General features: G+C 34.0%; 22 protein-coding genes. 5 read left to right on the forward strand and 17 right to left on the reverse strand.

Annotation, left to right across the window (positions count from 1 at the left end):
- Positions 1–184: 184 nt before the first annotated feature.
- Positions 185–991 (reverse strand): aldo/keto reductase, encoded by an 807-nt coding sequence (locus tag V7138_RS01555; RefSeq protein WP_335393620.1) that lies wholly within the window; start codon positions 989–991, stop codon positions 185–187.
- A gap of 161 nt (positions 992–1,152) precedes the next feature.
- Here V7138_RS01555 and V7138_RS01560 point away from each other — a divergent pair, with 161 nt between their 5' ends.
- The gene (locus V7138_RS01560; RefSeq protein WP_335393622.1) at positions 1,153–1,488 is read left to right on the forward strand and encodes a L,D-transpeptidase; all 336 of its coding nucleotides are present in this window, start codon (positions 1,153–1,155) and stop codon (positions 1,486–1,488) included.
- A gap of 410 nt (positions 1,489–1,898) precedes the next feature.
- Here the strand turns inward: V7138_RS01560 and V7138_RS01565 are convergent, their stop codons facing one another.
- Entirely contained in the window at positions 1,899–2,198 is a 300-nt protein-coding gene (locus tag V7138_RS01565) for a TIGR04104 family putative zinc finger protein (RefSeq protein WP_335393624.1), read from the reverse strand.
- A 594-nt stretch (positions 2,199–2,792) separates the two neighbouring features.
- Between V7138_RS01565 and V7138_RS01570 the strand changes: the two genes are divergently transcribed.
- Both V7138_RS01570 and V7138_RS01575 read left to right on the forward strand, forming a co-directional pair.
- Positions 2,793–2,897 (forward strand): YjcZ family sporulation protein, encoded by a 105-nt coding sequence (locus V7138_RS01570; protein WP_335393626.1) that lies wholly within the window; start codon positions 2,793–2,795, stop codon positions 2,895–2,897.
- A 519-nt stretch (positions 2,898–3,416) separates the two neighbouring features.
- On the forward strand, positions 3,417–4,502 hold the full coding sequence (locus tag V7138_RS01575; protein ID WP_335393628.1) for a metal ABC transporter solute-binding protein, Zn/Mn family: 1,086 nt from the start codon (positions 3,417–3,419) through the stop codon (positions 4,500–4,502).
- A gap of 468 nt (positions 4,503–4,970) precedes the next feature.
- Here V7138_RS01575 and V7138_RS01580 read toward each other — a convergent pair whose 3' ends face one another.
- From V7138_RS01580 to V7138_RS01590, 3 genes are all read right to left on the reverse strand, one after another.
- The gene (locus tag V7138_RS01580; protein WP_335393630.1) at positions 4,971–5,756 is read right to left on the reverse strand and encodes an SDR family oxidoreductase; all 786 of its coding nucleotides are present in this window, start codon (positions 5,754–5,756) and stop codon (positions 4,971–4,973) included.
- Between the two features lie 230 nt (positions 5,757–5,986).
- On the reverse strand, positions 5,987–7,021 hold the full coding sequence (locus V7138_RS01585) for a cytochrome d ubiquinol oxidase subunit II (protein WP_335393632.1): 1,035 nt from the start codon (positions 7,019–7,021) through the stop codon (positions 5,987–5,989).
- Positions 7,022–7,033: 12 nt separating this feature from the next.
- Positions 7,034–8,395 (reverse strand): cytochrome ubiquinol oxidase subunit I, encoded by a 1,362-nt coding sequence (locus V7138_RS01590; protein ID WP_335393634.1) that lies wholly within the window; start codon positions 8,393–8,395, stop codon positions 7,034–7,036.
- Between the two features lie 500 nt (positions 8,396–8,895).
- On the opposite strand from V7138_RS01590, the gene V7138_RS01595 reads away from it, so the two are divergent.
- Positions 8,896–10,044 (forward strand): ArgE/DapE family deacylase, encoded by a 1,149-nt coding sequence (locus V7138_RS01595; RefSeq protein WP_335393636.1) that lies wholly within the window; start codon positions 8,896–8,898, stop codon positions 10,042–10,044.
- A 467-nt stretch (positions 10,045–10,511) separates the two neighbouring features.
- Positions 10,512–10,721, forward strand: coding sequence for a cysteine-rich CWC family protein (locus V7138_RS01600; protein ID WP_335393639.1), 210 nt, complete (start codon positions 10,512–10,514; stop codon positions 10,719–10,721).
- A gap of 777 nt (positions 10,722–11,498) precedes the next feature.
- Here V7138_RS01600 and V7138_RS01605 read toward each other — a convergent pair.
- The 12 genes from V7138_RS01605 to V7138_RS01660 form a co-directional block, all read right to left on the reverse strand.
- Positions 11,499–11,975 (reverse strand): hypothetical protein, encoded by a 477-nt coding sequence (locus tag V7138_RS01605; protein ID WP_335393640.1) that lies wholly within the window; start codon positions 11,973–11,975, stop codon positions 11,499–11,501.
- A gap of 111 nt (positions 11,976–12,086) precedes the next feature.
- Positions 12,087–12,473: an ACT domain-containing protein gene (locus tag V7138_RS01610; RefSeq protein WP_335393642.1), complete on the reverse strand. Its 387-nt coding sequence runs from the start codon at positions 12,471–12,473 to the stop codon at positions 12,087–12,089.
- A gap of 23 nt (positions 12,474–12,496) precedes the next feature.
- Positions 12,497–13,114, reverse strand: a complete 618-nt coding sequence (locus V7138_RS01615) for a GNAT family N-acetyltransferase (protein ID WP_335393644.1) — start codon at positions 13,112–13,114, stop codon at positions 12,497–12,499.
- 68 nt (positions 13,115–13,182) lie between these two features.
- A complete protein-coding gene (locus V7138_RS01620; protein WP_335393646.1) occupies positions 13,183–13,866 on the reverse strand; it encodes an HAD family hydrolase in 684 nt (227 codons plus the stop codon).
- 249 nt (positions 13,867–14,115) lie between these two features.
- Positions 14,116–14,886: a hypothetical protein gene (locus V7138_RS01625; protein ID WP_335393648.1), complete on the reverse strand. Its 771-nt coding sequence runs from the start codon at positions 14,884–14,886 to the stop codon at positions 14,116–14,118.
- A gap of 251 nt (positions 14,887–15,137) precedes the next feature.
- The gene (locus V7138_RS01630) at positions 15,138–15,695 is read right to left on the reverse strand and encodes a DUF2812 domain-containing protein (RefSeq protein ID WP_335393650.1); all 558 of its coding nucleotides are present in this window, start codon (positions 15,693–15,695) and stop codon (positions 15,138–15,140) included.
- Positions 15,682–15,999: a PadR family transcriptional regulator gene (locus tag V7138_RS01635; protein ID WP_335393652.1), complete on the reverse strand. Its 318-nt coding sequence runs from the start codon at positions 15,997–15,999 to the stop codon at positions 15,682–15,684. Before V7138_RS01635 ends, V7138_RS01630 begins: the two co-directional genes overlap by 14 nt.
- 374 nt (positions 16,000–16,373) lie before the next feature.
- A complete protein-coding gene (locus tag V7138_RS01640) occupies positions 16,374–17,360 on the reverse strand; it encodes a metal ABC transporter solute-binding protein, Zn/Mn family (RefSeq protein WP_335393654.1) in 987 nt (328 codons plus the stop codon).
- Positions 17,361–18,117: 757 nt separating this feature from the next.
- Positions 18,118–18,471: a hypothetical protein gene (locus V7138_RS01645; protein ID WP_335393656.1), complete on the reverse strand. Its 354-nt coding sequence runs from the start codon at positions 18,469–18,471 to the stop codon at positions 18,118–18,120.
- A gap of 96 nt (positions 18,472–18,567) precedes the next feature.
- The gene (locus tag V7138_RS01650; RefSeq protein ID WP_335393658.1) at positions 18,568–19,401 is read right to left on the reverse strand and encodes a sugar nucleotide-binding protein; all 834 of its coding nucleotides are present in this window, start codon (positions 19,399–19,401) and stop codon (positions 18,568–18,570) included.
- Positions 19,402–19,511: 110 nt separating this feature from the next.
- Complete coding sequence (locus tag V7138_RS01655; protein ID WP_335393660.1) at positions 19,512–19,928, reverse strand: hypothetical protein; 417 nt, start codon at positions 19,926–19,928, stop codon at positions 19,512–19,514.
- Between the two features lie 260 nt (positions 19,929–20,188).
- On the reverse strand, positions 20,189–20,650 hold the full coding sequence (locus V7138_RS01660; protein ID WP_335393662.1) for an NUDIX hydrolase: 462 nt from the start codon (positions 20,648–20,650) through the stop codon (positions 20,189–20,191).
- Between the last annotated feature and the right edge of the window lie 484 nt (positions 20,651–21,134).

Consider the following 21,134-nt stretch of genomic DNA (forward strand, 5'->3'; position numbering starts at 1 on the left):
AGTCCTATAATTGAAAACTGTTCAGTAACAAAATTAAAGTATATTTTAGTCTCCGTGGACCCAAACTGGTTCACCACACCATTTTAAAGCTAAAGCCAATTCCCAAATTTCTTTCAATAAGTGTTTATTAAAAGTATTTATATTATTAATGGCATATCTACACTCAGGATGAAGGACTAACTAATTATAAGTTTTCAATTTTTTCTATATCCTCTGCAGATAATTCGAAATCGAAAAGATCTATATTAGATGCTTGATTATCACGGTTGTGAGATTTAGGAATAACGATCACACCGCGTTGAATTTGGTATTTTAATAAGACTTGTGCACCAGATTTTTTATAGGCTTTACCGATTTCATTCAAAACTTCTTTTTGATGGGCTTCGGCTTTCATAGGTCCCCATGCAACAGGTGTAATGCCCTCGTCTTTTAATACAGCAAGGAGATCTTTGTTAGGTTCTTTTAAGTTAACTTGTATTTGATTAACAGCTGGCTTCACTTTAGCAAATTCTTTCAATTCATCTAGATGATTTTTTCCAAAGTTTGAAACGCCGATTGCTTTTAGTTTGCCTGCTTCGTAATATTCTTCAAAGACTTCCCAAGTGTTTTTAAGTTGTACTTTGTCTTCGAAAGGGAAGTGAATAAGAAGCAGGTCGACGTAGTCTGTTCGGAAGTTTTTTAGGCTGTTATCGATAGCTGCTCGAGTAGCTTCCTTTGAAGAAATATATTCAACGTTTGCTGGAACTTTTGTCGTAATGAATAACTCTTCTCGAGGCACAGGGCTTTCCGCTAAAACTCTTCCGACAAGTTCTTCGTTTCGATAAATGATGGCTGCGTCTATTGAACGGTAACCCAACTCAAGTGCTGATACTAGTTCAGGAATTTCATTTGTTAACGCCCCGTAATACTCGTTATTTTCTTTTCCATAAGTATTTGTACCTGTACCTACAGTTGGCATTTTTAACCCATTATTAAGTGTTATGTATTCCATATTTTTAAGCACTCCCTCTGTATACCTAATTAGGTTACTTACGAAGTACATTATAACAAATCATAGAATTTTCAAATTGTAATATGAGAAAAGGCATTAATCCTATTTTTAACAAATGCATGGGTTACTTCATACAATATTCAAAAAAGGAGTTGATCTTCATGGCGAAATGGATTAACGTATCTACATCAAAGCATCAATTAAAACTTTTTGATGGACACAGGTTGATAAAGGCTTACCCAATTGCAATTGGAAAAATATTGTCACCAACCCCTACTGGGACATACACGATTATTAATAAACAACCTAATCCCGGAGGACCGTTCGGAGTGTTGTGGATGGGATTATCAAGACCTCATTACGGTATACACGGAACAAATAACCCGTCTTCAATTGGTAAGAATGTCTCACATGGATGTATTAGAATGTTTAATCATGATGTACTCGAATTATCATCTAGGGTTCCAATTGGTACTCCGGTTGTTATTCATAAATGACTTTGTAAATCTCATAGCCTTTACTACATAGGTTTGGGTCAAAGGCGCATAAAGATATTTTAAATTTCACTAAACTGCGGCGGACTTAGTGAAATTGAAGATCAAACTATTACTCTTGATTTACCAAACAAAAAAAGCTTCAAAAGCATTTCGATTCTGACACCTTTCACAGTTTGTTTATAACTAAAGGTGTGCCTTGAATGTACTCAAAATTGGAGTGCATTTTTTCTATTTAAAAACCAATCTAGTTTATTAAGAACTAGATTGGTTGTTTGATTACTTGCAACTTTAACTAAAGCACACGTTAATGGAATAAACCTAATTAAAGTGTTTTTTCTTTTTGGCTATGTTAAAGATTAATGTTGATCTAAGAGATATAATAAAGGAGACTGTCTCGTGAAGTCCCCCTTTTACCATAATGGTTCTTCTTTATCAGTTAATTTCAGTAATAATGGCACTGCAAAAAGTGCCACAATCATTAAAGCAAGTCCTAAGAGTAGTACAGCAATTGGAGATAAATCAAACATTACAGAAAATGGTATAGTGCTAATGGGGAGTAAAATTAATAAAGATGTAGTATTTCTCGAAGATGTACTTTGGTATTGAATTTCTCCACAATGATTACTTTTCATTCTTTTACGAAATATTAATAATTTCTTAATCGAATCAAACCAAGACCACTTCCTTTTACAGTTTTGACAAGTAGGCACTACGAATTCCTCCTTTCTAAGATACTTTATATTAATAATTATACGTTCTTAATGTTCGATTAGTTTCATTTACTAAACTTTCTACTTATTAGCATTGTCACTTCTATGTTTAATAAAAACTACTATCCAGATAAGAGCAACTGTATTGGTGACCTCGAGGAAAGGTCTTAATTTAGGAAAAAATATTAAAATAAATCCATTTGAAAACCGCCTAAATAACCCTTTAGAAATACCCTTTATTCATCTAAACTGAGTGCATCAATCCTTCATGGATCAAGGCACGCTTTAGTGAAATAATAAAAACTGCCATAATGACAGCTTGATCTATAGTTCTTGCTCCTTTTAATTTAAGTACATTTCGTCACAATTGAATCAGATTGCGAACTATTAAATACACTCTTGTCCATTTCATATTGGTATTTTACGCATAAACTATATTATCCACTTCCTACCCACTTCCTAGCACATAGTTTTATACCTTCTACTGGGCACTCATAATTATGGGTGTCCTTCAATTCATAATTAAGTCACTTGTCCAAGCATGTTACATTCAGTTACATATACTGAATTAACTAAAAAAAGGAGGTGTAAGCTATGAGTGGATATGGTCATGGTCATGGCATGAATTTCGCCTTAATCGTTGTGTTATTCATCCTGTTAATTATTGTTGGAGTATCCTTCGTTCATCATGGGTACTAATTGAATTAGGTATTCCTAGTTGAGGCTGACTAACTTAGTAGTCAGCCTTTTTATTTAGAATACAATAAATAAATTAAATCCTCTATCGTCGTTATTTATTTCTACTTCGACATAATAGGAAAGTTTTTTCTTCTTAAGCTATCCTGCACCGTTAGATCAATAAGTTCTACAAAATAAACGATAGTCCTTTAGTTAAATAAGATCAAGACTAAATTTGAATTGGAGTTATTACGTTTTAGAAATGAGCTTCCCATTATTTTAAAAATAGTTGTACAAATCAATAATTTAACTTGAAAACTTTCTAGTTCTATCGTAATATTGTTTAGGTAAAACGAAACCATTTCGATTTGTATTGAATGTTTATCATCAAAAATTGAATGATAATGGACTGGAGTAACCTATCAGACCACTTCATAGTCTACCTGAAATTTAATTTTTTTTGGTCATATAATCGGAATGATTACGATATATATTAATATATTCACTAAATCGTAATGGTTATGATTGAGAGGAGCAATTATGAAAACTAAACACTTTTTTACATTACTGGTCATAGTAACGACCTCATTATTATTTGGGTGCACTTCAGAAAACAAAACAAGTACAAACGAAGTCAAGAACACAAGTACAACAACTAAAAGTCTTAAAATCTTTACTACGGTTTTTCCATTGCAGGACTTTACAGAAAAAATTGGCGGTGAACATGTAGAAGTTTTAAGTGTGTTCCCTACAGGTGCTGATGCTCACACATTTGAACCTACTTCAAAAACAATGATAGAGATTGCGGAAGCAGATGCTCTTATTTATATTGGTGCAGGTGTCGAAGGCTTCATAGATGCTGCCAATAAAATATTTCAAAATGAAAAGGTGCAACTGGTGAAAGCAACAGAAAGTATGGAATTATCCAATGTACAAGATGAATACGAAGAAAACCATCAAAGCGAAGAAGGAACTGAAACAGAGCACAACAGCCATCAGTCTGATTCGAATTCTGAAGAAAGCCACGGTCATGATGTTCATGAAGAACATGAGGAGCATCACGACAGTCAAGCAGATACAGAAGACAACCACCATCATCATAGTGACGTTGACCCACATGTTTGGTTAGACCCATTAAAAGCTGTTGAATTAGCTGAAAGTATTCTTCATACACTTGAGGAATTAAAACCAGAGGCTAAAGAAGACTTTGAAAAAAACTTTGATGAACTAGTGAAAAACTTGCAGGAAATAGATCAAGAATTTGAGAGTGTTATTGATCAGTCTTCAAAAAAAGAAATATTAGTTTCCCATGCAGCCTATGGATATTGGGAATCAAGGTACGGTATTAAACAAATAAGTGTTTCTGGTTTATCACCAACAAATGAGCCCTCTCAAAAGGATTTAAAAAACATTATTAATACTGCTAAAGAACATAACATCAAGTTTGTTATTTTTGAGCAGAATCTAACTTCCAAAATTTCTGAAATGGTAAAAAAGGAAATCAGTGCAGAAGCCTTAACTCTTCATAACCTTGAATCAATAACAGAAGAGGACCTAAAAAATGGTGCTGATTACTTTAGCATTATGAGGCAAAATCTTGAGACATTGGAGAAAGCTCTAAATTAATTCCTAAGCATAGGTCCTTTGTGACCTATGCTTTAATTCTCTACTTTATAGGGAATCTATTTGGTTAAGTTATTTATTAAGATCCAAACTTATTACTTTTATTGACCTTCCTTATTCAACCAAACTGCTTCGTTCGTTAAATAATGAAATGTTTTACTTTATAATTTGATCGAATCACGGCTTAATCCTCCTTGTTGGAAACTCTATTGGAAGTTCTTGAAATTGAACAGATATCTCTTTTACGATAATAATTAAAGGGTTCTTGGACATTTGTTTTTTAAAAAACACTTAGTCTTTGGACCCTTCTTTTTAGTTTATAGAATTTCTATAACTCTTATTAGTGTGTTTGATCGTAAATAGTCATTTTCAGCTAATACCTAAATGCAAAACGGGGAAAAAGGGACTTCAGTTTTTTCTCTTTTTATTAACAATTTCATTCCACAGGTTAAAAGAGCTGGATGAAGCGTCCTATATGTCCATCTCCCACCACTTTTGTTCTTCTTGCTTCATCTGTTTCTCCATTTGCTGAGGATAAGCGGTTCGGAATTTATGATGGTCAGCTGGGATGATTTCTACCATCTTTGCAATTAAATCTTCTGGGTCAAACTGGTTCTTTAACCCCTCTTCTGCTTTTTTTATATCCTCTTTTCTCGTGAAGTTTTTCTCTTCATCGTACCATTTCCATAGCTCTTCTGCCGCTCGGTCATTAAAGCCTGTCTTAAAGGCACCAGGGTTAATGGTGGCAACTTTTACTCCAAATCCTTGAAGTTCTAACTGCAGAGTATGGGCAATTGCTTCAATTGCGTGCTTTGTTGCGACATATGGACCACCATATGGAGATGCCAAAATTCCTGATATTGAACTCATAAAGACGATTTTTCCGCTTCCCTTTTCAACCATCTTCCGTGCTGCTAACTGTGCTGTTTCTAAGGTTGCAAAAACATTCACCTCAAAAAGTGCCCGAAATCGGTCCATCGGCACTTCCCCGAGCGGCCCTCGTTCATTAATGGCAGCATTTGCAACAAATACGTCAAAATCATACTTCTCAATCTGTTCCAGATCCGAAGGGTTCGTAATATCAACTTTAATCACTTCTATATCCACTTCCAGGTCATTGGCTTCCCACAGAAGGTCTGTTTTTTGAGAAGTCAGCTCTGTTGCAGCAATCACACGATGACCTTTTTTGGCAAGACCGATTGCAGCACCTCTGCCAAGCCCGGTGCCTGCACCAGTAATGAAAATTGTTTTGCCCATGTTAAATTCCTCCATTTGAAATAGCATGCCACTTTAATTATTCCCAATAGCAGTAAGGGCATCCCGCATTAAACATTTGCAACTTTACCGATTCTTTTAGGAACAATGACGTTTTCGACTGCCTTGTTAGTGGGAACAACAAAAAAGCAGCAGAAGGAGCCCTATTATCTTTAACGCACCCATTAGCCGATAATATCGACATCAAAATTGCTAAATATAAGATATACTAGTTACTGCTTTTGTCGTAAATATCGTTTATCATTCATAAATAAACTCCAAAAGTAAATAAATCCAGGAAAAAGGATTGCGAACCCTATGATATAGGTAATAAATACAGCTCTAAATGAATTTGGGTCTGTAAAAGCCGAATGAATTGTTACATTAGGATAGATGATATAAGGCAAATGTGCTTTACCATATACATAACTTGCAATTAGGTATTGAACCGTCACTGCAATAACAGCGAGCCTTGGCATCCCCTTGACTCCTTTCTGAAAAGGAGATTGGGCATATAATCCAATCCCTATAATTAAAAAGAAGCCAACAGAAATAAGTAAAAGTGGTAAGTCTTCCAACATTCTATTGTATAACCACTCAGCATCATTTGGTAATGTAAGCATAATGAGAAAGGCCATTAGTAAGGAAATAGGTCCTAATATTTTCCCATCACGAAGATATACTTGATATGCCTTCATTTCATTAGATGCTTTCGAGTAATCCGCTAACAATAAGGATGAAAGAAAAAGAGTACTGCTAATGCCAAAACCAATAAATGCATATACATTTGAGCTGGTAAAGAGCCTATAAAAATTTAAATTCGCAGTACCATTCCCGTAATCAACAAATTCCCCATGCGTTATTGGCAATACACTAATTAAAAGTCCAGGAATTAGTATCCCTGCAATACCTGATATGTAAGTCAATGGGTTTTTAAATTCGATTGCGATATTTGAAAATACTAAAAATGCGCTTCGCAATGCAAGTAAAAGCAGGATTATACTTCCCGGAATAATCAGTATCGTGCCTAGAGTATAGGCTGCATTTGGGAAAAGACTATAGATAGCGACAACTAATGCAACAATAAATGTATTTGTCACTTCCCAAGTGGGTGATAAATATCGATTGGCAATGTCAGTTGCTTTCGTTTTTTCTCGATTAATGTAAACCATTGACCAAAAGCCAGCTCCGAAATCCATGGTGGCCATGACAGCATAAATAAAGACAAACCCCCATAACACAGTAATCGCAATAAGAGCATCAGGCATCTGCATTTCCTCCTATGAATTTGAACTAAACAAAGGGACCGTTTTCTTTTCTGCACGCTCGATATCGTCCATTTCTGTGTTTTTTCTAAAGAAGTACAACAATACAAATACAACAGAAATCGCCAAAATTATGTATACAGAAATAAACAATATGAATAATGTACTTAAGTTCGTCGCAGTTGTTGCTGACTCGGCTGTTGATAAGATTCTGTATATCACCCATGGTTGGCGGCCCGTACAAGCAAAAATCCATCCAAATTCAATCGCAAGCACGGCCAATGGGCCTGTAGTAACTAGCGTCCAAAGCATGATTTTTGGGTAATGCTTCTTTTTTAATAGTTTTCTCCAGGCAAACATGAGAATAGGGATAAGGATAAGTAATGAACCAATTCCAACCATAGCATTAAAAAGAGTATGTATAAATAATGGTGGCCAAAGCTCCTCTGGAAAATCATTCAAACCAACAACCACCGTATTAAAGCTGTTTCCAGCAAGAAAGCTTAGCGCCCAAGGAATTTCAATGCCCCATTTTACTTCCTGCGTTTCTCTATCAGTAAAGCCACCGATGGCAAGTGGAGCATGTGATTGTGTTTCAAATAATCCCTCTGCAGCAGCTAGCTTTTCTGGTTGGTATTCATGTAAATATTGAGCAGCTGAATGTCCATTTATGGCTGTTAAGAAAGCAAAAATACCACCTACTATTAAACCCAGCATAAGTGCCTTTTGATGAAACAAGTAAACTCTTGATCCAGATTCATGTTTCATCATTTTAAAAGCAGCCACAGAACAGACAACAAAAGCTCCCACAACGTAGGCAGACAACGCAACATGCCCAGCTGTTACAAAGAAGCTTGGGTTAAAAAAGGCAGCCCAAGGATTAATGTCAAGAAATTCCCCATTTTCATATCGAAATCCCGCAGGAGTACCCTGAAAGGCGTGGACATTTGTAATCAATACGGCTGAAGCTAATGCACCGATAGCAACTAGAATTAAGCTCACAATTCTCAGCCAAGGAGCAATTCTTTCTGCTGCATATACATAGATAGACATAAAAAGGGCCTCTATAAAAAAGGCATATATTTCAATTTGAAAAGGGAGCGGCATGACCCGACCGATTACTTCCATAAAACCAGGCCAAAGCAACGATAATTGGGTTCCAGCTATTGTACCCGTCGGTATCCCAACTCCAAGTAAAACGGCAAATGCCTTTGTCCAACGTTTTGCCATGACAACATAATCTTGATCTTTCGTTTTTTGGTAAAGCAGCTCAACAATCAAAATCATAAATGGCAACCCTACTCCTATAGTTGCAAATATAATATGAAATGCCATTGTCGTACCAAATAAAGAACGGGCTACTAATAAATCGTCCATAATCATTCGTCCTCTCGGATTCATTTTTCTTGATAAATGATTCCCAATTCCTCCAATAATATGTAATCGGGCCCAAAAGACGATTATACTTGAAACTATACTATCTACTTCATTGTTGAACTGACCTGCACCGTTAGTTTAAAAACTTCAACAAAAAAGTGCATTAATCCTTATTGGATCAACGCACCCTTTAGTGAAAGAAGACCCTACCTTGTTAAATAAAGATTTCAAAAAAGTGGTTAATCCTTGTTAATACCTCCTTCACTAAACTGAGTGAGATAATTTTTAAAATGATCTATTATGTGAAATTGATTTGAATGATAGGAGTAGAAATCATTCAGCAACTATTAGAGGAAAGGCCACACCACGAGTTCTTCAAGGTATAAAGGAGTATAGTAGTTCCAAAGAATCCTTAAGTGGCTAACTTATTAATGGACTTTTGGGTAAAATACAATTGTATTCTGATTGAAGTAGACAGATAAAATGTTGGAGGGATTAGTTTGAAACATTTTACAGAAGAAGAAAAGATAAAGATATTATCCGACATTATAGCGATTAAATCTATTAATGAAAACGAAATCGAAGTGGCAAATTACTTGAAAGATTTATTTGCTGAATACGGAATTGAATCTAAAATTGTTCCAGTTACAGACACTCGTGTTAACTTAGTGGCTGAAATTGGAAGCGGGAGTCCAGTCATTGGTGTTTCTGGTCATATGGATGTCGTTTCTCCTGGTGATGAAAGCGAGTGGACTTCAGATCCGTTTACATTGATAGAAAGAGACGGAAAATTATATGGACGTGGAACAAATGACATGAAAGCAGGTTTAGTAAACCTTGCTTTAGTGATGATTGAACTCAAAGAAAATAATGAACTAAAAAATGGTACTGTCCGTTTTATGGCAACGACTGGTGAAGAAGTCGGTGGCGCAGGCTCTAAAAAATTATACGAAGAAGGCTATATGGATGATGTAGAATATCTATGGGTAGCTGAACCTTCTCATGATACGATAATTTACTCACACAAAGGATCACTTAACCTGCGTGTAACGTCTATTGGTGAAGCAGCACACAGTTCTATGCCTGACCAAGGGTATAACGCGATTAATCCATTAATGGAATATCTATTAGAAGTAGACGAAAAATTGAATAGCGATGATCGCAAAAATGAAGTACTAGATAAATTAGTTATGAGTACAACTATTTTTAATGCAGGGAACCAAGTAAACTCGGTTCCAGAAAAAGCAGTAGCTGAAATAAACGTGCGTACAATTCCTGAATTTGATAACAATGGAGTGATTGACTTATTCAACACAACAGCTAACAAATACAATAAAAAAGGCTCCAATATTGCTGTTGAAGTGACAATGTCATTACCAAGTGTTTTCACTTCAGGACGCTCTGAAATGATTGATCTTGCTAAGGAACTCGGTAAAAAACATTTAGGTCTAGAAATTTCTGTTAAAGGTTCGCCAGGAGTGACGGATGCATCAAACTTATTACGAGGTAAAGATGAAAACTTCCCATTCATGATGTTTGGTCCTGGCGAAACAAAAATGGCACACAAAACTGATGAATATGTCTACAAAGATTACTACTTTGCATTCTTCGATATCTATAAAGAGTTAGTTTTAGGATTATCAAAATAAAATGAGATTTTTTAAACAATTAAGAGATGACTACCATTTTTGGTGGTCATCTCTTTTTGCTTTGTTTTTTTATTTAGCACTCAAGATGATCATAAACCTTAGCAATAGATGAAATGCCTAAAGAAATCGGTACCTATTGATAGTTCAAGCATTTCTGTCCAATCTTTATTTTCTATTTGGAAAGAAAGCGACTCTCCTCGTAAAGAATAGAAATGAAATTATTTCTTCTTTTTTATTTTCCCTTCAGCTTTACTTTTGTTTTCAGTTATAAACTACACCCAATTATGAACTATGTGCTTTATTATTAATTAGTTTGCTTGTAACAATAGAAACTATAAATACTGTTAAGCCTATTAGGATGGCTCTTAATATGCTATGCTACAAATATATCGTTATTAGCACATATTATCGAAGTAGAAAGAGTATATAAAAAACTATTATTATGTAACAATTGGAGGGGAAGTTCATTGGCAAATAAATATTGCCCTTTATGTGGGGAAGTTAATGGATGTATGTCTAGTGCTGGAGAACACGGCAATTGTTGGTGTGATATGGAGGAATTCCCTAAAGAAATCTTTGAATTAGTACCGGATGAAAGTATAAGAATAGATTGCATATGTAAAAAATGTTTAATTAAATTTCAGGAAGAACAAAAAATTAAGGGAATTATACGATGAAATTAGAATGCTAAAAAACCACGATTTTTTTATGTAAATCGTGGTTTTTATTTGCATTTTTTTAAATATTTTTATTGCCTTTTGTCCCCCAAAAGAGAACCCGTTATCTTTTTGACGACCTTTTTTTACTAACACACTCCGTCACTTTAAGTGTAATTTTTCACAACCCTTTTATTTCTTAGAACTAAATCTATTTCCTAATATATCCAATTCCCCGCTATCATTCATTGGGGGTTCATCATCGTTCTCTTCTAATTTTCAACCCATAAGTCCAGTAATCAATTCGAATATGAGCGAGCCTTGCCAAGTAATCGAAATATTCTCCAAAAAGGTATCAAGTGTCTCAATTAACGCAAAAGTGAGACCCGTATTTAAATAATTGAAAACCATCCCTTACTTGATTGAATAATACCGACAGATTTTAAAGCCTTTGGTATTACATTTATAATGCTTTACTGCTCTTGAAGTAAAACACCCCTTATTTTTATTAACTACGATAACACATCTTACAAAGTTTCACTTCTTATTTAACAATCCTGCTTCGTTAGTACAACAAAAAAAAGCTGCACTCGTGACAGCTCTGATCTTAACTCTTGCACCCTTTGCTTCAATAATTTAATAACCTACTCCAAAACCAGGGTCTGAAATTATAAAGGCAATATACAATAAAGTAAGTGTGATTATAGTTAGTAACAAAAGTTTAAATTTCTCCAAATTATATCCCCTCTCCCGACTATTTTTCAAAAGGTTGTTCTTCAACTATCCTGCACCGTTTGTTTAATAATGACTTCGAAAAAAGGTGCCTAAATTCCTCTTGGAGCAAAGCCACCCATTAAATTTAAAATTTTCCTTATAGTTTTGAGCCTTAAATTTTAAAATTAATGCTACTAAAATAGAGATTATAATTACTGAAACCATCGATATTAAACTGACAACAAATAAATCATCACTGTACTCATTGAACTTCATACCTAGAGATAAAGGCATTCCATCTTCGTTTCCTGTTGGAAGGAAATACATAAAATGGTCAGCCATTAAATCAATTGAGCCAAAAGTTAGGCATAAGACAAATCCTAAAATGGCTGAACGACCTAAAATATCGCTAAACCTATTCTGATGTTTGTTCAATACTATAGAAACAACTGATAATGAAGCTACTATAATAATTAACTCTTTCCAATCTACATAAAGTGATTTTGTTACAAAAAGTAATAACACAGTTATTGCAAAAATCAAACCTATTATTTTTTTCACTGATATTCCCCCGTTTAATTGAAACAATGCCTGCTTCGTTTCTTCGGAATTCAACAAAAAAGGTGGATAATCCTTCTTTGATTAATTCACCCGTTAGTGCAATAAATTTTTTTACATTTCACTAAAAGTGTGACCTTCATTCTCTAATATAACTCTTGCTTTTTCAATTGAATGGCTTTTAATAAGCAAGTAATCTGTATTAAAAGTTGAAATAGCAAAGATACTGATTTTATTTTCAGCTAATGGATTCGCTAATGAAGATAATATTCCAGTTAGGCTAAAGTCTAAAACACCCTCTACTTTTATACACTTCCAATCATTTTCAATATCCTTAAATGCTTCATTCATCGGTAAACATTCGGAAGGACATACAATGGATAATTCCTCATCAGTTCGGGTAATAGAAAATGTATCAGAGTTTAAGGCCCACAATGGTATTGTTTCAGTTGGAGAAAATTTCACAACAGAAAAACTTGAATCTAAAATTTTTAATTTCATATTTTCAGAACTCCTTTTAGATTTTATTTTATTTTACTGATATACTTCAAAGACAAAAAGTTATTTACTCCAATTTTCTTGGCTATCTTTTTCGGCATAGGCTTTCTTCTGTATTCTTCAAAACCCATTTTCTCATATAATCGCATTGCCGGAGTATTAGTATCTGCAACCTCTTCAATGACGTAATCTTGGAACTGCGTATTTTCAATAATATGTTGGATAATTTGTGACGCTACACCCTGCCCCCGGAACTTTGGGGATGTTCCAACAAACTCAATTGAACCGGTGTTGAGAGGGAAATTTTCATGAGGAGCTTCAAATTCTTTCTTTAAAAAGATGCCTGCCATGCTTCCCTTGATGAAGCCTAGGTGCTTTCTTAATTCTTTTTTATTTAATTTTACCGATCTCTTCCCATCAGTACATGCTGCAACTCCAGCAATTTCCCCATCCGCTATAGCTACATAAAATTGATCTAAAATAAACATATGAGCAAAAGCCTTAGCAATAATATGTTTATCTTTAGAAAAAAAGACAAGCCATTGTGTGAAGCCTTCAGCAAAAATTTCAGACATCTGTTTTCTTACATCTAAGTCAGTTTTATTTGCTTTGACTATTGTAAACTTAAGATCCTCTGAATGCATATATGATTCTCCCCCGTTATAATGAATGAATATATTTTCAGAACATCATATTGAACGAACCCTTGGGTTTAACTAGACTCAGCATTTTGTTGGCTTAATTTTTCTATGAGTAAAGGTAATTCCGACAAATCATCAACTATGGAATCCGCTTCAGCATTGTCCCATTGATAATCTCGTTTCCAAATTCCTTTCATTCCTACATTTTGTGCAGCTTTTACATCATTTACAGGATGGTCTCCCATAAAAATACTTTCATAAGGTAAAATCTTAAGTTTCTCTAATGCTCTATTAAATATTTGAGGGTCTGGCTTTTTAATTCCTTCCCATTCAGATACTAAAATCGCATCAAAATATTTATCTATACCCAAAGCCTTAATATTATCCATCTGAAACTGGCCATATCCGTTTGTAATCATTCCTAAAACAAGATGGTTCCTTTTCAATTCTTCCAACATTCCAATAAGATTGGGGAAAGGAACACAGTTATTCTTAAATTCACTAATATAATCTTGCAGTAATTTTTCCCAAGTGATGTCAGCAATATTAAATTCATCAACTAATTGCTGATATACTTTATCTTTCCAAACATACCCTCGGTTATCTAATTCTATAAATCTTGACACATACTGCTCTTTTGGAATATGACCTACTAGTTTATATAACCTGTCATATTGCCTCTCAATGAACATTTTCACTGACTTATCTCTATTTAATAAAGTTCCATCTAAATCAAATAAAACAGCTTTAATCACTTTGGCAGGAACTCTCCCCAATTTCAAGATACTCATATCTTCTTGATAGTTAATAAAAAATCCTCCTTATACTATCCTGCACCCTTTAGTACAAAAAACATTTCTTCTTCTTAAACAATCGGAGCCCATAGTTGAAGATGAAATGAGGAGCTTCTTCAAACAATCGCGCCCTATAATAGAATAAGTATATGTATAATTTCACCAGTATGAGGAAGTTTCTTTAGTACTCAAGTCCTTTAGGATAGGTTTTTATCGACACTTTTGTGAATTTGACATTTTGTTTTTGATTAAGTTATGGAGTTCTTTTGTACTTTTCCTTTGCTCCGTTGAGCCATGCTTTGACTGCCTCTTTGTAATTTGCTTGTATGAAATCTGATTAGTATTACCCCATTTCTTCCAGGGAACTTTATCGTATTTATGGTGCTGGTAATACTTCCATGGATGGATACTCCCTGGCGCATAATTATAAGTTCCCATATTTACCGGATCGTTAACTATCTGACCCGTCTCTGCATGATAGACAACTTCAAAGCGGCCATTTGATGATATAAACTTCACATTAAAAGCAGCGTCATATTCGTTTACTTCATACCGGTGATATCTGGCACTGAATAGCTGCCATTTGCCACATGCCACTAGTTCAATCATTTCTTCTAATTGTTCAGGCGCTTCTCCATATTGATTCAGTTCATTGCGAAAATAATGAATCTCTTCCGTGATATAAGAGAGTTGTTTGACATGTTGATCAAATGTCTCAAAAAACAGATCAAATTGTTTATGCCCGTTCAGAAGCTCTTGATTTTCCACCAAATCATGCATCATATGCGTTAGGATTGCGTATGATGAAATTGCTTTGGATGTATCAAATATATACCATTTTCGATGGTCAGAACGAATTTGGTCATACTCTTCCGCCAGCTCAGAAAAGTATGCCTCCGATAAAAAATCGGCCTTGATCGCTACAGGTACAAACGGATATACAAAGTCTTTCTCTAGTCGGTGGTAACCGTATATCGACACTAAAAACAGGGAAAAAATAATGATAAGAACCGTTTTTGGAGACCGACTTTTGATTACTATCCTAATTTTTAGCCCCTCCTCTTCTCCCTATTTTAATCATTCCTTGCCAATCCTTATCAAATTACCTGTATTTATTCAAGAATCTGCCCCGAAAATGAAATTTAGGGTACTTCTTTCCCGACAGTGGTAGATACATTATCCTCAATTACTTCTTTGAATTAAAAAAAGTTCATAATTAACTCCTTATCATATTATTTTTCTTTTAACATTGAATACTTTCGATAAGCTTTATAGAAACTTCTCCCCAAAAAAACAACCATAAGTGCGGGAAACAACTTCAAAAGGACAAATGGAGTTTCAAATAAAAAAGCTTTCCAAAATAATGTATTATTCATGCTCCAAAGACCTTCATGGTATAATCCCGAATTGCTGAAGAGAATATAAGAAAAAACCAATAACCACATACCCAAATAACCCATTAATCTTTTATAATAGTTACCATTTGATTGGCGGTCTGAGAAAATTTCATTTTGACCATCATCTTCTTTTTGCCAATATCGAATTCCACCAAGCCAGGAGCCATTTATATAAATCCAACCAAAGTCTTCATATATATCTTTGTAATCTTTGAACTTTTTCCTTGATAAATAATCTTGATAATCCAGTCGCATCACATATCTCTTGTCGGTTTTTTCGAAAGTGTATATTCCTAATCCACTAATATTTGTACAGCGATAGCCTTTTTGTAATTGTTCGTTCAGCCATTGCTCCTCTTTTTCAATATCATAAAATATCTTAAATTTCTTCATTCGATTCACTTCCTTCGTACAGGGATAAAATATGCAATAACCTGTTTTGTTCTATTTTCAAAATTGCGCTTCCTTCCTCAGTTATCTTATAAACTTTTCTCCGACCTGACTCTCCAACTGGTTCAATCCAACCATGCTTATTCAAGTTTTCAATCGCACCGTATAATGTACCAGCTGCTAAAATAACGGTTCCATTACTCATTTCCTCGATTTTTTGCATCACAGCATAGCCATGAAGCGGCTCACGCAGAGCTAATAAAATATAATGCATGGTTTCAGACAACGGTAATAATTTATGTTTCATATCCTCACCCTCTATTCAGTTTGACTATATAGTTCAACTTAATAACAACATAATACAGTTCAACTGAATAGTCAACAACATTTTTAAAATTAGTCAAAGGAACTTAAAATAAATAGCTCGATAACAAGTGAAAAGTCAAACTAAAAAGTCGCTTTCCTTATGTAAGGGAAAACGACTTTTTGTAGTTTTATTCAATTAAATGGCCTGATTGTTGAACACAAGCTAAACATCTATCTTCAAATAACCTGCCCCGTTAGCCTCCCGTGAATCGGAATCGAAAAAAATATCAGCGACCACCTAAGTTGGCAGCTAATCTTTAACATAAACACCCTATAGTTTATACGTTAATCATAGACGATTAACGCATTAAATAATTAATTTAATGCCTTTTCTAGAGCTTCAATATTCTCTCTCATTATTACAAAATAATTTTTATTGTCATTTACATCCTCGTTACTTATTGATTCTAAATTGTGAAGAGTCAATGGTTCTGTTCCAGTCTCATTTTTCACCATCTCTGCAACCTTGTTCGACATGTTTGATTCGAAGAAAATATATTTAATATTATTTTTCTCCACAAAATCAATCAACTCAGTTAACTTTTTTTGGGAAGGTTCGTCCGTTGGTGACAATCCGCTTATTCCGATTTGTTCTACCCCATATGCATCTTCCCAATATCCGTAAGCAGAATGGGAAACCACAAATGACTTTGTTTTAGTATTACTAATCATATTTTTAAACTCTAAATCTAATTCTTCTAGTTCCGCCTTTAGCTTTGAAAAATTACTTTCGAAATTTTGCTTATTATTCGGTTTCAAGTCTATAAGTTTATCTTTAATATTTTCTGCAATTGATATTGACCGTATAGGGTCAATCCATACGTGTGGATCTATATCAGTTCCATGATCACTATGTTTATCATGGCCTTCTTCATCATCTTCTTCTTTGTGTTCGTTATGGTCGTCGTGGCTTTCTTCCTCTTCTTTCGAATCAACGAATGTAACACCCTCAGTTGCATTAACAATTATAACATCTTCATTTTCTAAGGCTTCAGCCACAGAATCGGCAAATCCCTCTAAACCTGTTCCAGTATGAATGAAAGCATCACTTTCCGCAACTTGTGCCATTGTTTTTGTAGTTATCTCAACTGAATGTGCATCGGTTCCGGGTGGTGTAATATTTTCTACTGTTACAAATTCTCCTCCTATCCTTTCAGTAAAATACTGTAGCGGATAAATGGTTGTATATATATGAAGTTCATTTCTACCCTCACCGCTGTTCGCTTTGTCAGTGTTTGAGCAACCTGCTATTAAAAGCATTAAGAATCCTATTAATACGATGAATATTGTTACATTTTTCAATCTAATCTCTCCCTTTTGTGGTTAGCATAGTTATATCTATAATCGTAACTATTTCGATTTAGAACTATTTTTTATAATAATAGGAATGGTTACGTTTTGCAATATAAATTTATATTTTTTTTGAGGTATAAGTTTTATTATTTTTTAATTTATTTTGATAATAAAAAATCCCCCCTAGGGGGATATAATTTTGGTTAGGAGGGTGACAAAATGAACAATAAAGAAAATTATTCCCATAGCCATAACCACAGCCTGTACCTGCAATATTTCTTTTATATAAATTCAAGAAAAAAGTAACTTTAACATGATTAGTATATCAAAAAGGCGTGTATATTCGTCCATGCCTTTTGTTTACTATTAAGTTACCTCTACTTTTTTGCCTCATTGGGGGTTATTTAGCAAAAAACGTTAATTCAAATTATATGATGTTCTTCCATATTAAGTGCTTGAAACACAAATTCTCTATTGATTTACGAGTAAGAAGTAATGCATCCATTATGGTAATTCTTCGTATAAATTACTGTTTGAAGAAGTATACTTAAACTAAACTGCACCGTTTGTTCAATAAGGCTCTTATTTGCAATTGCCCTCGTTAGCTCTATTTTGACAAACTACTTCACCAAATGTTCCCTATTAAGCTAAATTATCATTCTTGGTATTAACATTAAGATGCTCCAAACCACTTCAAATATAAACTCAATTAGGGTATCCTTAAAAAAGCCGTCTCTATTTAATCTGTCCCGGTAGTTAAGGAACCTTATTCACTTTTATAGTAGCCTTCCTCTGTCATTTTTTCTAAACTTCCACTTTCTCGCTTTACAATAAGAACCCTACTATCCTCGTTCGAAGAGTATATCTCTTCACCTACTTCGAGAAAGTTAGACGAAAGATTCCCTTTAGGATTGACCTCTGGCTTCACTTTTCTTTGTACTTCTCCAATCTTTTTGCCAAGGGTAAATTCATTATCCTTAATTTCTCCTTGCCAGATATATTTTTTTTCGTTCACCACTAAAATTCCTGCATATGAGCCGTTTGTTGAAGAACTACATCCACCCAGCGCAACCAAAACTAACAGTAGTGAAATAGCTAAAAAAAGTATTTTCTTGAACATAAAAGTTGCCCCCTTTAGTTATGAGACGAGAAAATCAATCGAGAAGTTACTCTTTCCTGTTCTTCTTACATTCACCTGCACGTTAGCTGAATAACTTCAAAGGTCCATTTGTCCTAGTAGGTAAGAAATAATATCTTTATTTGTGCATTGAATAGAGCCTGGCATATCTTTACGAGTTGATTTCAAAGCAAAATAATATGTGTTCTCATTACCTTGAAAAAAGGTATATTGTAAAAGATTCTTTTCAATTGAAAATTTACTTATGATTTGTTCAAAGAATTGTCCCTGAGTTATCATGTCCTCTGAAACTAGGTGAAATATGCCTTTTAGCTTATGTTCAATAATGAACCGTAACTGTTTTGCTAACACAACATCCAAAAGATTGTTGCATACTAAATTACTATACACATCAATCATTTTATTTTGTTTTATGCTTTCTTTGAGTAAGTTCCATCTTGGAGAATCCTTCCCCCATATCGCTGGGATTCGGATAATCATCACTTGCTCATCTAAAATTTCTTTTAGCATATTTTCACATTCAATTTTGAATTTCCCATAATCTGATTCGGAAATCGGTATATCTACTTCAGTATGTGGTCTTGAACAGTCCCCATCAAAAACATTTGTGGTAGAAAAGAAATACAAACGACTACTGCTATTCCTTAATTCAAGTGCCAATTCTTTATGAAACCGGAGCTGGTGAACAAAATTTCCTCTTAGGCAAGAAATCACTATGTCAGGTTTAATAGAACGTATAATTTCCCTCATCTTGTTAATATCTTTAACTTCCAATTGAAACTGCTTACCATCTGAAAGACTCGTCAATAAAGAAGAAGAATATGTTCCATATAAATCAAATTCATCTTTAAATTCATCTATTAAAGCTCTTCCAACAAGACCGCTTGCTCCAAGAATAAGTACCTTTTCCACTGTAACTCCCCCTTTAGCAAATCATTTTTTATCACAAGCATACAATAAGGCAATTAACAAAAAAGATGGTTAATCCTTCTTGAATCAACGCACCCAATAGCACAATAAATTTATTTATGTTCCCATTTATAATCATAACTATCAACATTGGCTGGAATATCTGTAAAACTTCTTAGATTCTTCCAATCTGTTTCCATCAATGTATTTCCTTTTACTTGAACTTCTGCAACAGTTTTATTAGTATCTTTTTCAAAGAAATGGAGATTTACCTCATCAAATAAATTTAATTTCTCTCTAGGATAAGATTTAACGGCTATAATCAAAATATGTATTTCATATTGAACATCTTCCTCTTCTATATTGACCATTGGTATATCAATATTTACTACACCATCATTAAATTCAGTAGAAATATCGTAGGGAGTCTCTTCATTCAAATATTCATTTAATTTATCTTCTTCACCTTGTGTGCACGCGGACAACATTAACACAAAAGATAAAAATATTAAAAAAACATACTTTTTCATTGTGCTCCCTCCCATCTCTCATAATTTTTACCATATCTACCCAAATCATATTGAACTATTCTGCCCGGTTCGTTTAATTACAGTTAAATCTTTTATAGTTTAATAAATATATTTACTTAACACTATTGCTAATAATACAATCATCCCCCGCCGCTAAGATATTTCATATAATCCCCTCATATCGAAACCTTATATTCCCCGCTTGTTCAGTACGGAATTCAAAAAAAGGTGGTTAATCCTTTCTTAGATCAACGCACCCTTTACTTTAAGTATATGTTTTCACAATCTATGTATTGTTCAATAAATCCTCTATACTCATCTGTCAATTCATTTGGCAAATTATCGAAGGAAAAATACTGCATTTTTTCTGACTCACTATAATCAATCTTGATTTCTCCACTTACATCTCTCGTATAATAAACAGCTGTTGCCGAATATAGTTCATCACCATTTGGAAGCTTTAAGTAATATTCAGAACCTGAGAATACATTAAGTAATTTTAAATTTTCAACTACTAATCCCGTTTCTTCAAAAGTCTCTCTTTTTGCTACCTCTTCAAAACTTTCTCCTAGATCCATTAAACCACCTGGTAACCCCCAATTACCATCATGTCTTTTTTGCAGTAGAACCTCATTTTGGTCGTTTAAAATGATAACAACAGAACCAGGTAAAATAATAGGTCTATGTCCTACAAACTGTCTTAAATATTTATAGTATTCCATTTTCACCTCTCCCTGTGACTGTTTTTCAATAATTCTATACTTCAACTTACAGTTTGTTTTTTCCTTCTTGCTGAACTAAACTGCACGCAAGCTAAATAACTTAAACCAAAAGTGCTCTTACCCATCTTTAGTCAACACATCCGATAATGAACAGATGTACATACTCCTTTGGGACTTCGATAATAAAATTCTAATTGTCATAGGCTGTTCTACTTCGTTAGTAGAATGATGTCAACCCATTAACTAAAAACGCCAATACTAATAAATTCCTCACTGTTTACACTCCTTCGCTTCTGCAAGAATGTCAACCCTTTGTTGATAAAAGCTAATGAATATTGTTCAATTTCTGCTCCATTAGCTTTATAACATCAACAAAAATAAGCCATAACCCTGTACCGTTTTTTCAATTAGGAATTCAATAAAAAAGGTGGTTAATCCTTTAAAAGATCAACGCACCCTTTATATAAGTAAATTCTTTTACAAT

It is taken from the genome of Bacillus sp. JJ1533, assembly GCF_036965045.1.
Taxonomy (GTDB): Bacteria; Bacillota; Bacilli; order Bacillales; family Bacillaceae_L; genus Ferdinandcohnia.

What these genes read in the sequence shown, in the direction of transcription:
- V7138_RS01630 (WP_335393650.1), bottom strand. Translation starts at nt 15,695, where the DNA reads ATGAAGAAATTTAAGATATTTTATGATATTGAAAAAGAGGAGCAATGG.
- V7138_RS01645 (WP_335393656.1), bottom strand. Translation starts at nt 18,471, where the DNA reads ATGTTCAAGAAAATACTTTTTTTAGCTATTTCACTACTGTTAGTTTTG.
- V7138_RS01560 (WP_335393622.1), top strand. Translation starts at nt 1,153, where the DNA reads ATGGCGAAATGGATTAACGTATCTACATCAAAGCATCAATTAAAACTT.
- V7138_RS01660 (WP_335393662.1), bottom strand. Translation starts at nt 20,650, where the DNA reads ATGGAATACTATAAATATTTAAGACAGTTTGTAGGACATAGACCTATT.
- V7138_RS01615 (WP_335393644.1), bottom strand. Translation starts at nt 13,114, where the DNA reads ATGCATTCAGAGGATCTTAAGTTTACAATAGTCAAAGCAAATAAAACT.
- V7138_RS01590 (WP_335393634.1), bottom strand. Translation starts at nt 8,395, where the DNA reads ATGGACGATTTATTAGTAGCCCGTTCTTTATTTGGTACGACAATGGCA.
- V7138_RS01585 (WP_335393632.1), bottom strand. Translation starts at nt 7,021, where the DNA reads ATGCCTGATGCTCTTATTGCGATTACTGTGTTATGGGGGTTTGTCTTT.
- V7138_RS01610 (WP_335393642.1), bottom strand. Translation starts at nt 12,473, where the DNA reads ATGAAATTAAAAATTTTAGATTCAAGTTTTTCTGTTGTGAAATTTTCT.
- V7138_RS01555 (WP_335393620.1), bottom strand. Translation starts at nt 991, where the DNA reads ATGGAATACATAACACTTAATAATGGGTTAAAAATGCCAACTGTAGGT.
- V7138_RS01575 (WP_335393628.1), top strand. Translation starts at nt 3,417, where the DNA reads ATGAAAACTAAACACTTTTTTACATTACTGGTCATAGTAACGACCTCA.
- V7138_RS01655 (WP_335393660.1), bottom strand. Translation starts at nt 19,928, where the DNA reads ATGAAAAAGTATGTTTTTTTAATATTTTTATCTTTTGTGTTAATGTTG.
- V7138_RS01635 (WP_335393652.1), bottom strand. Translation starts at nt 15,999, where the DNA reads ATGAAACATAAATTATTACCGTTGTCTGAAACCATGCATTATATTTTA.
- V7138_RS01580 (WP_335393630.1), bottom strand. Translation starts at nt 5,756, where the DNA reads ATGGGCAAAACAATTTTCATTACTGGTGCAGGCACCGGGCTTGGCAGA.
- V7138_RS01570 (WP_335393626.1), top strand. Translation starts at nt 2,793, where the DNA reads ATGAGTGGATATGGTCATGGTCATGGCATGAATTTCGCCTTAATCGTT.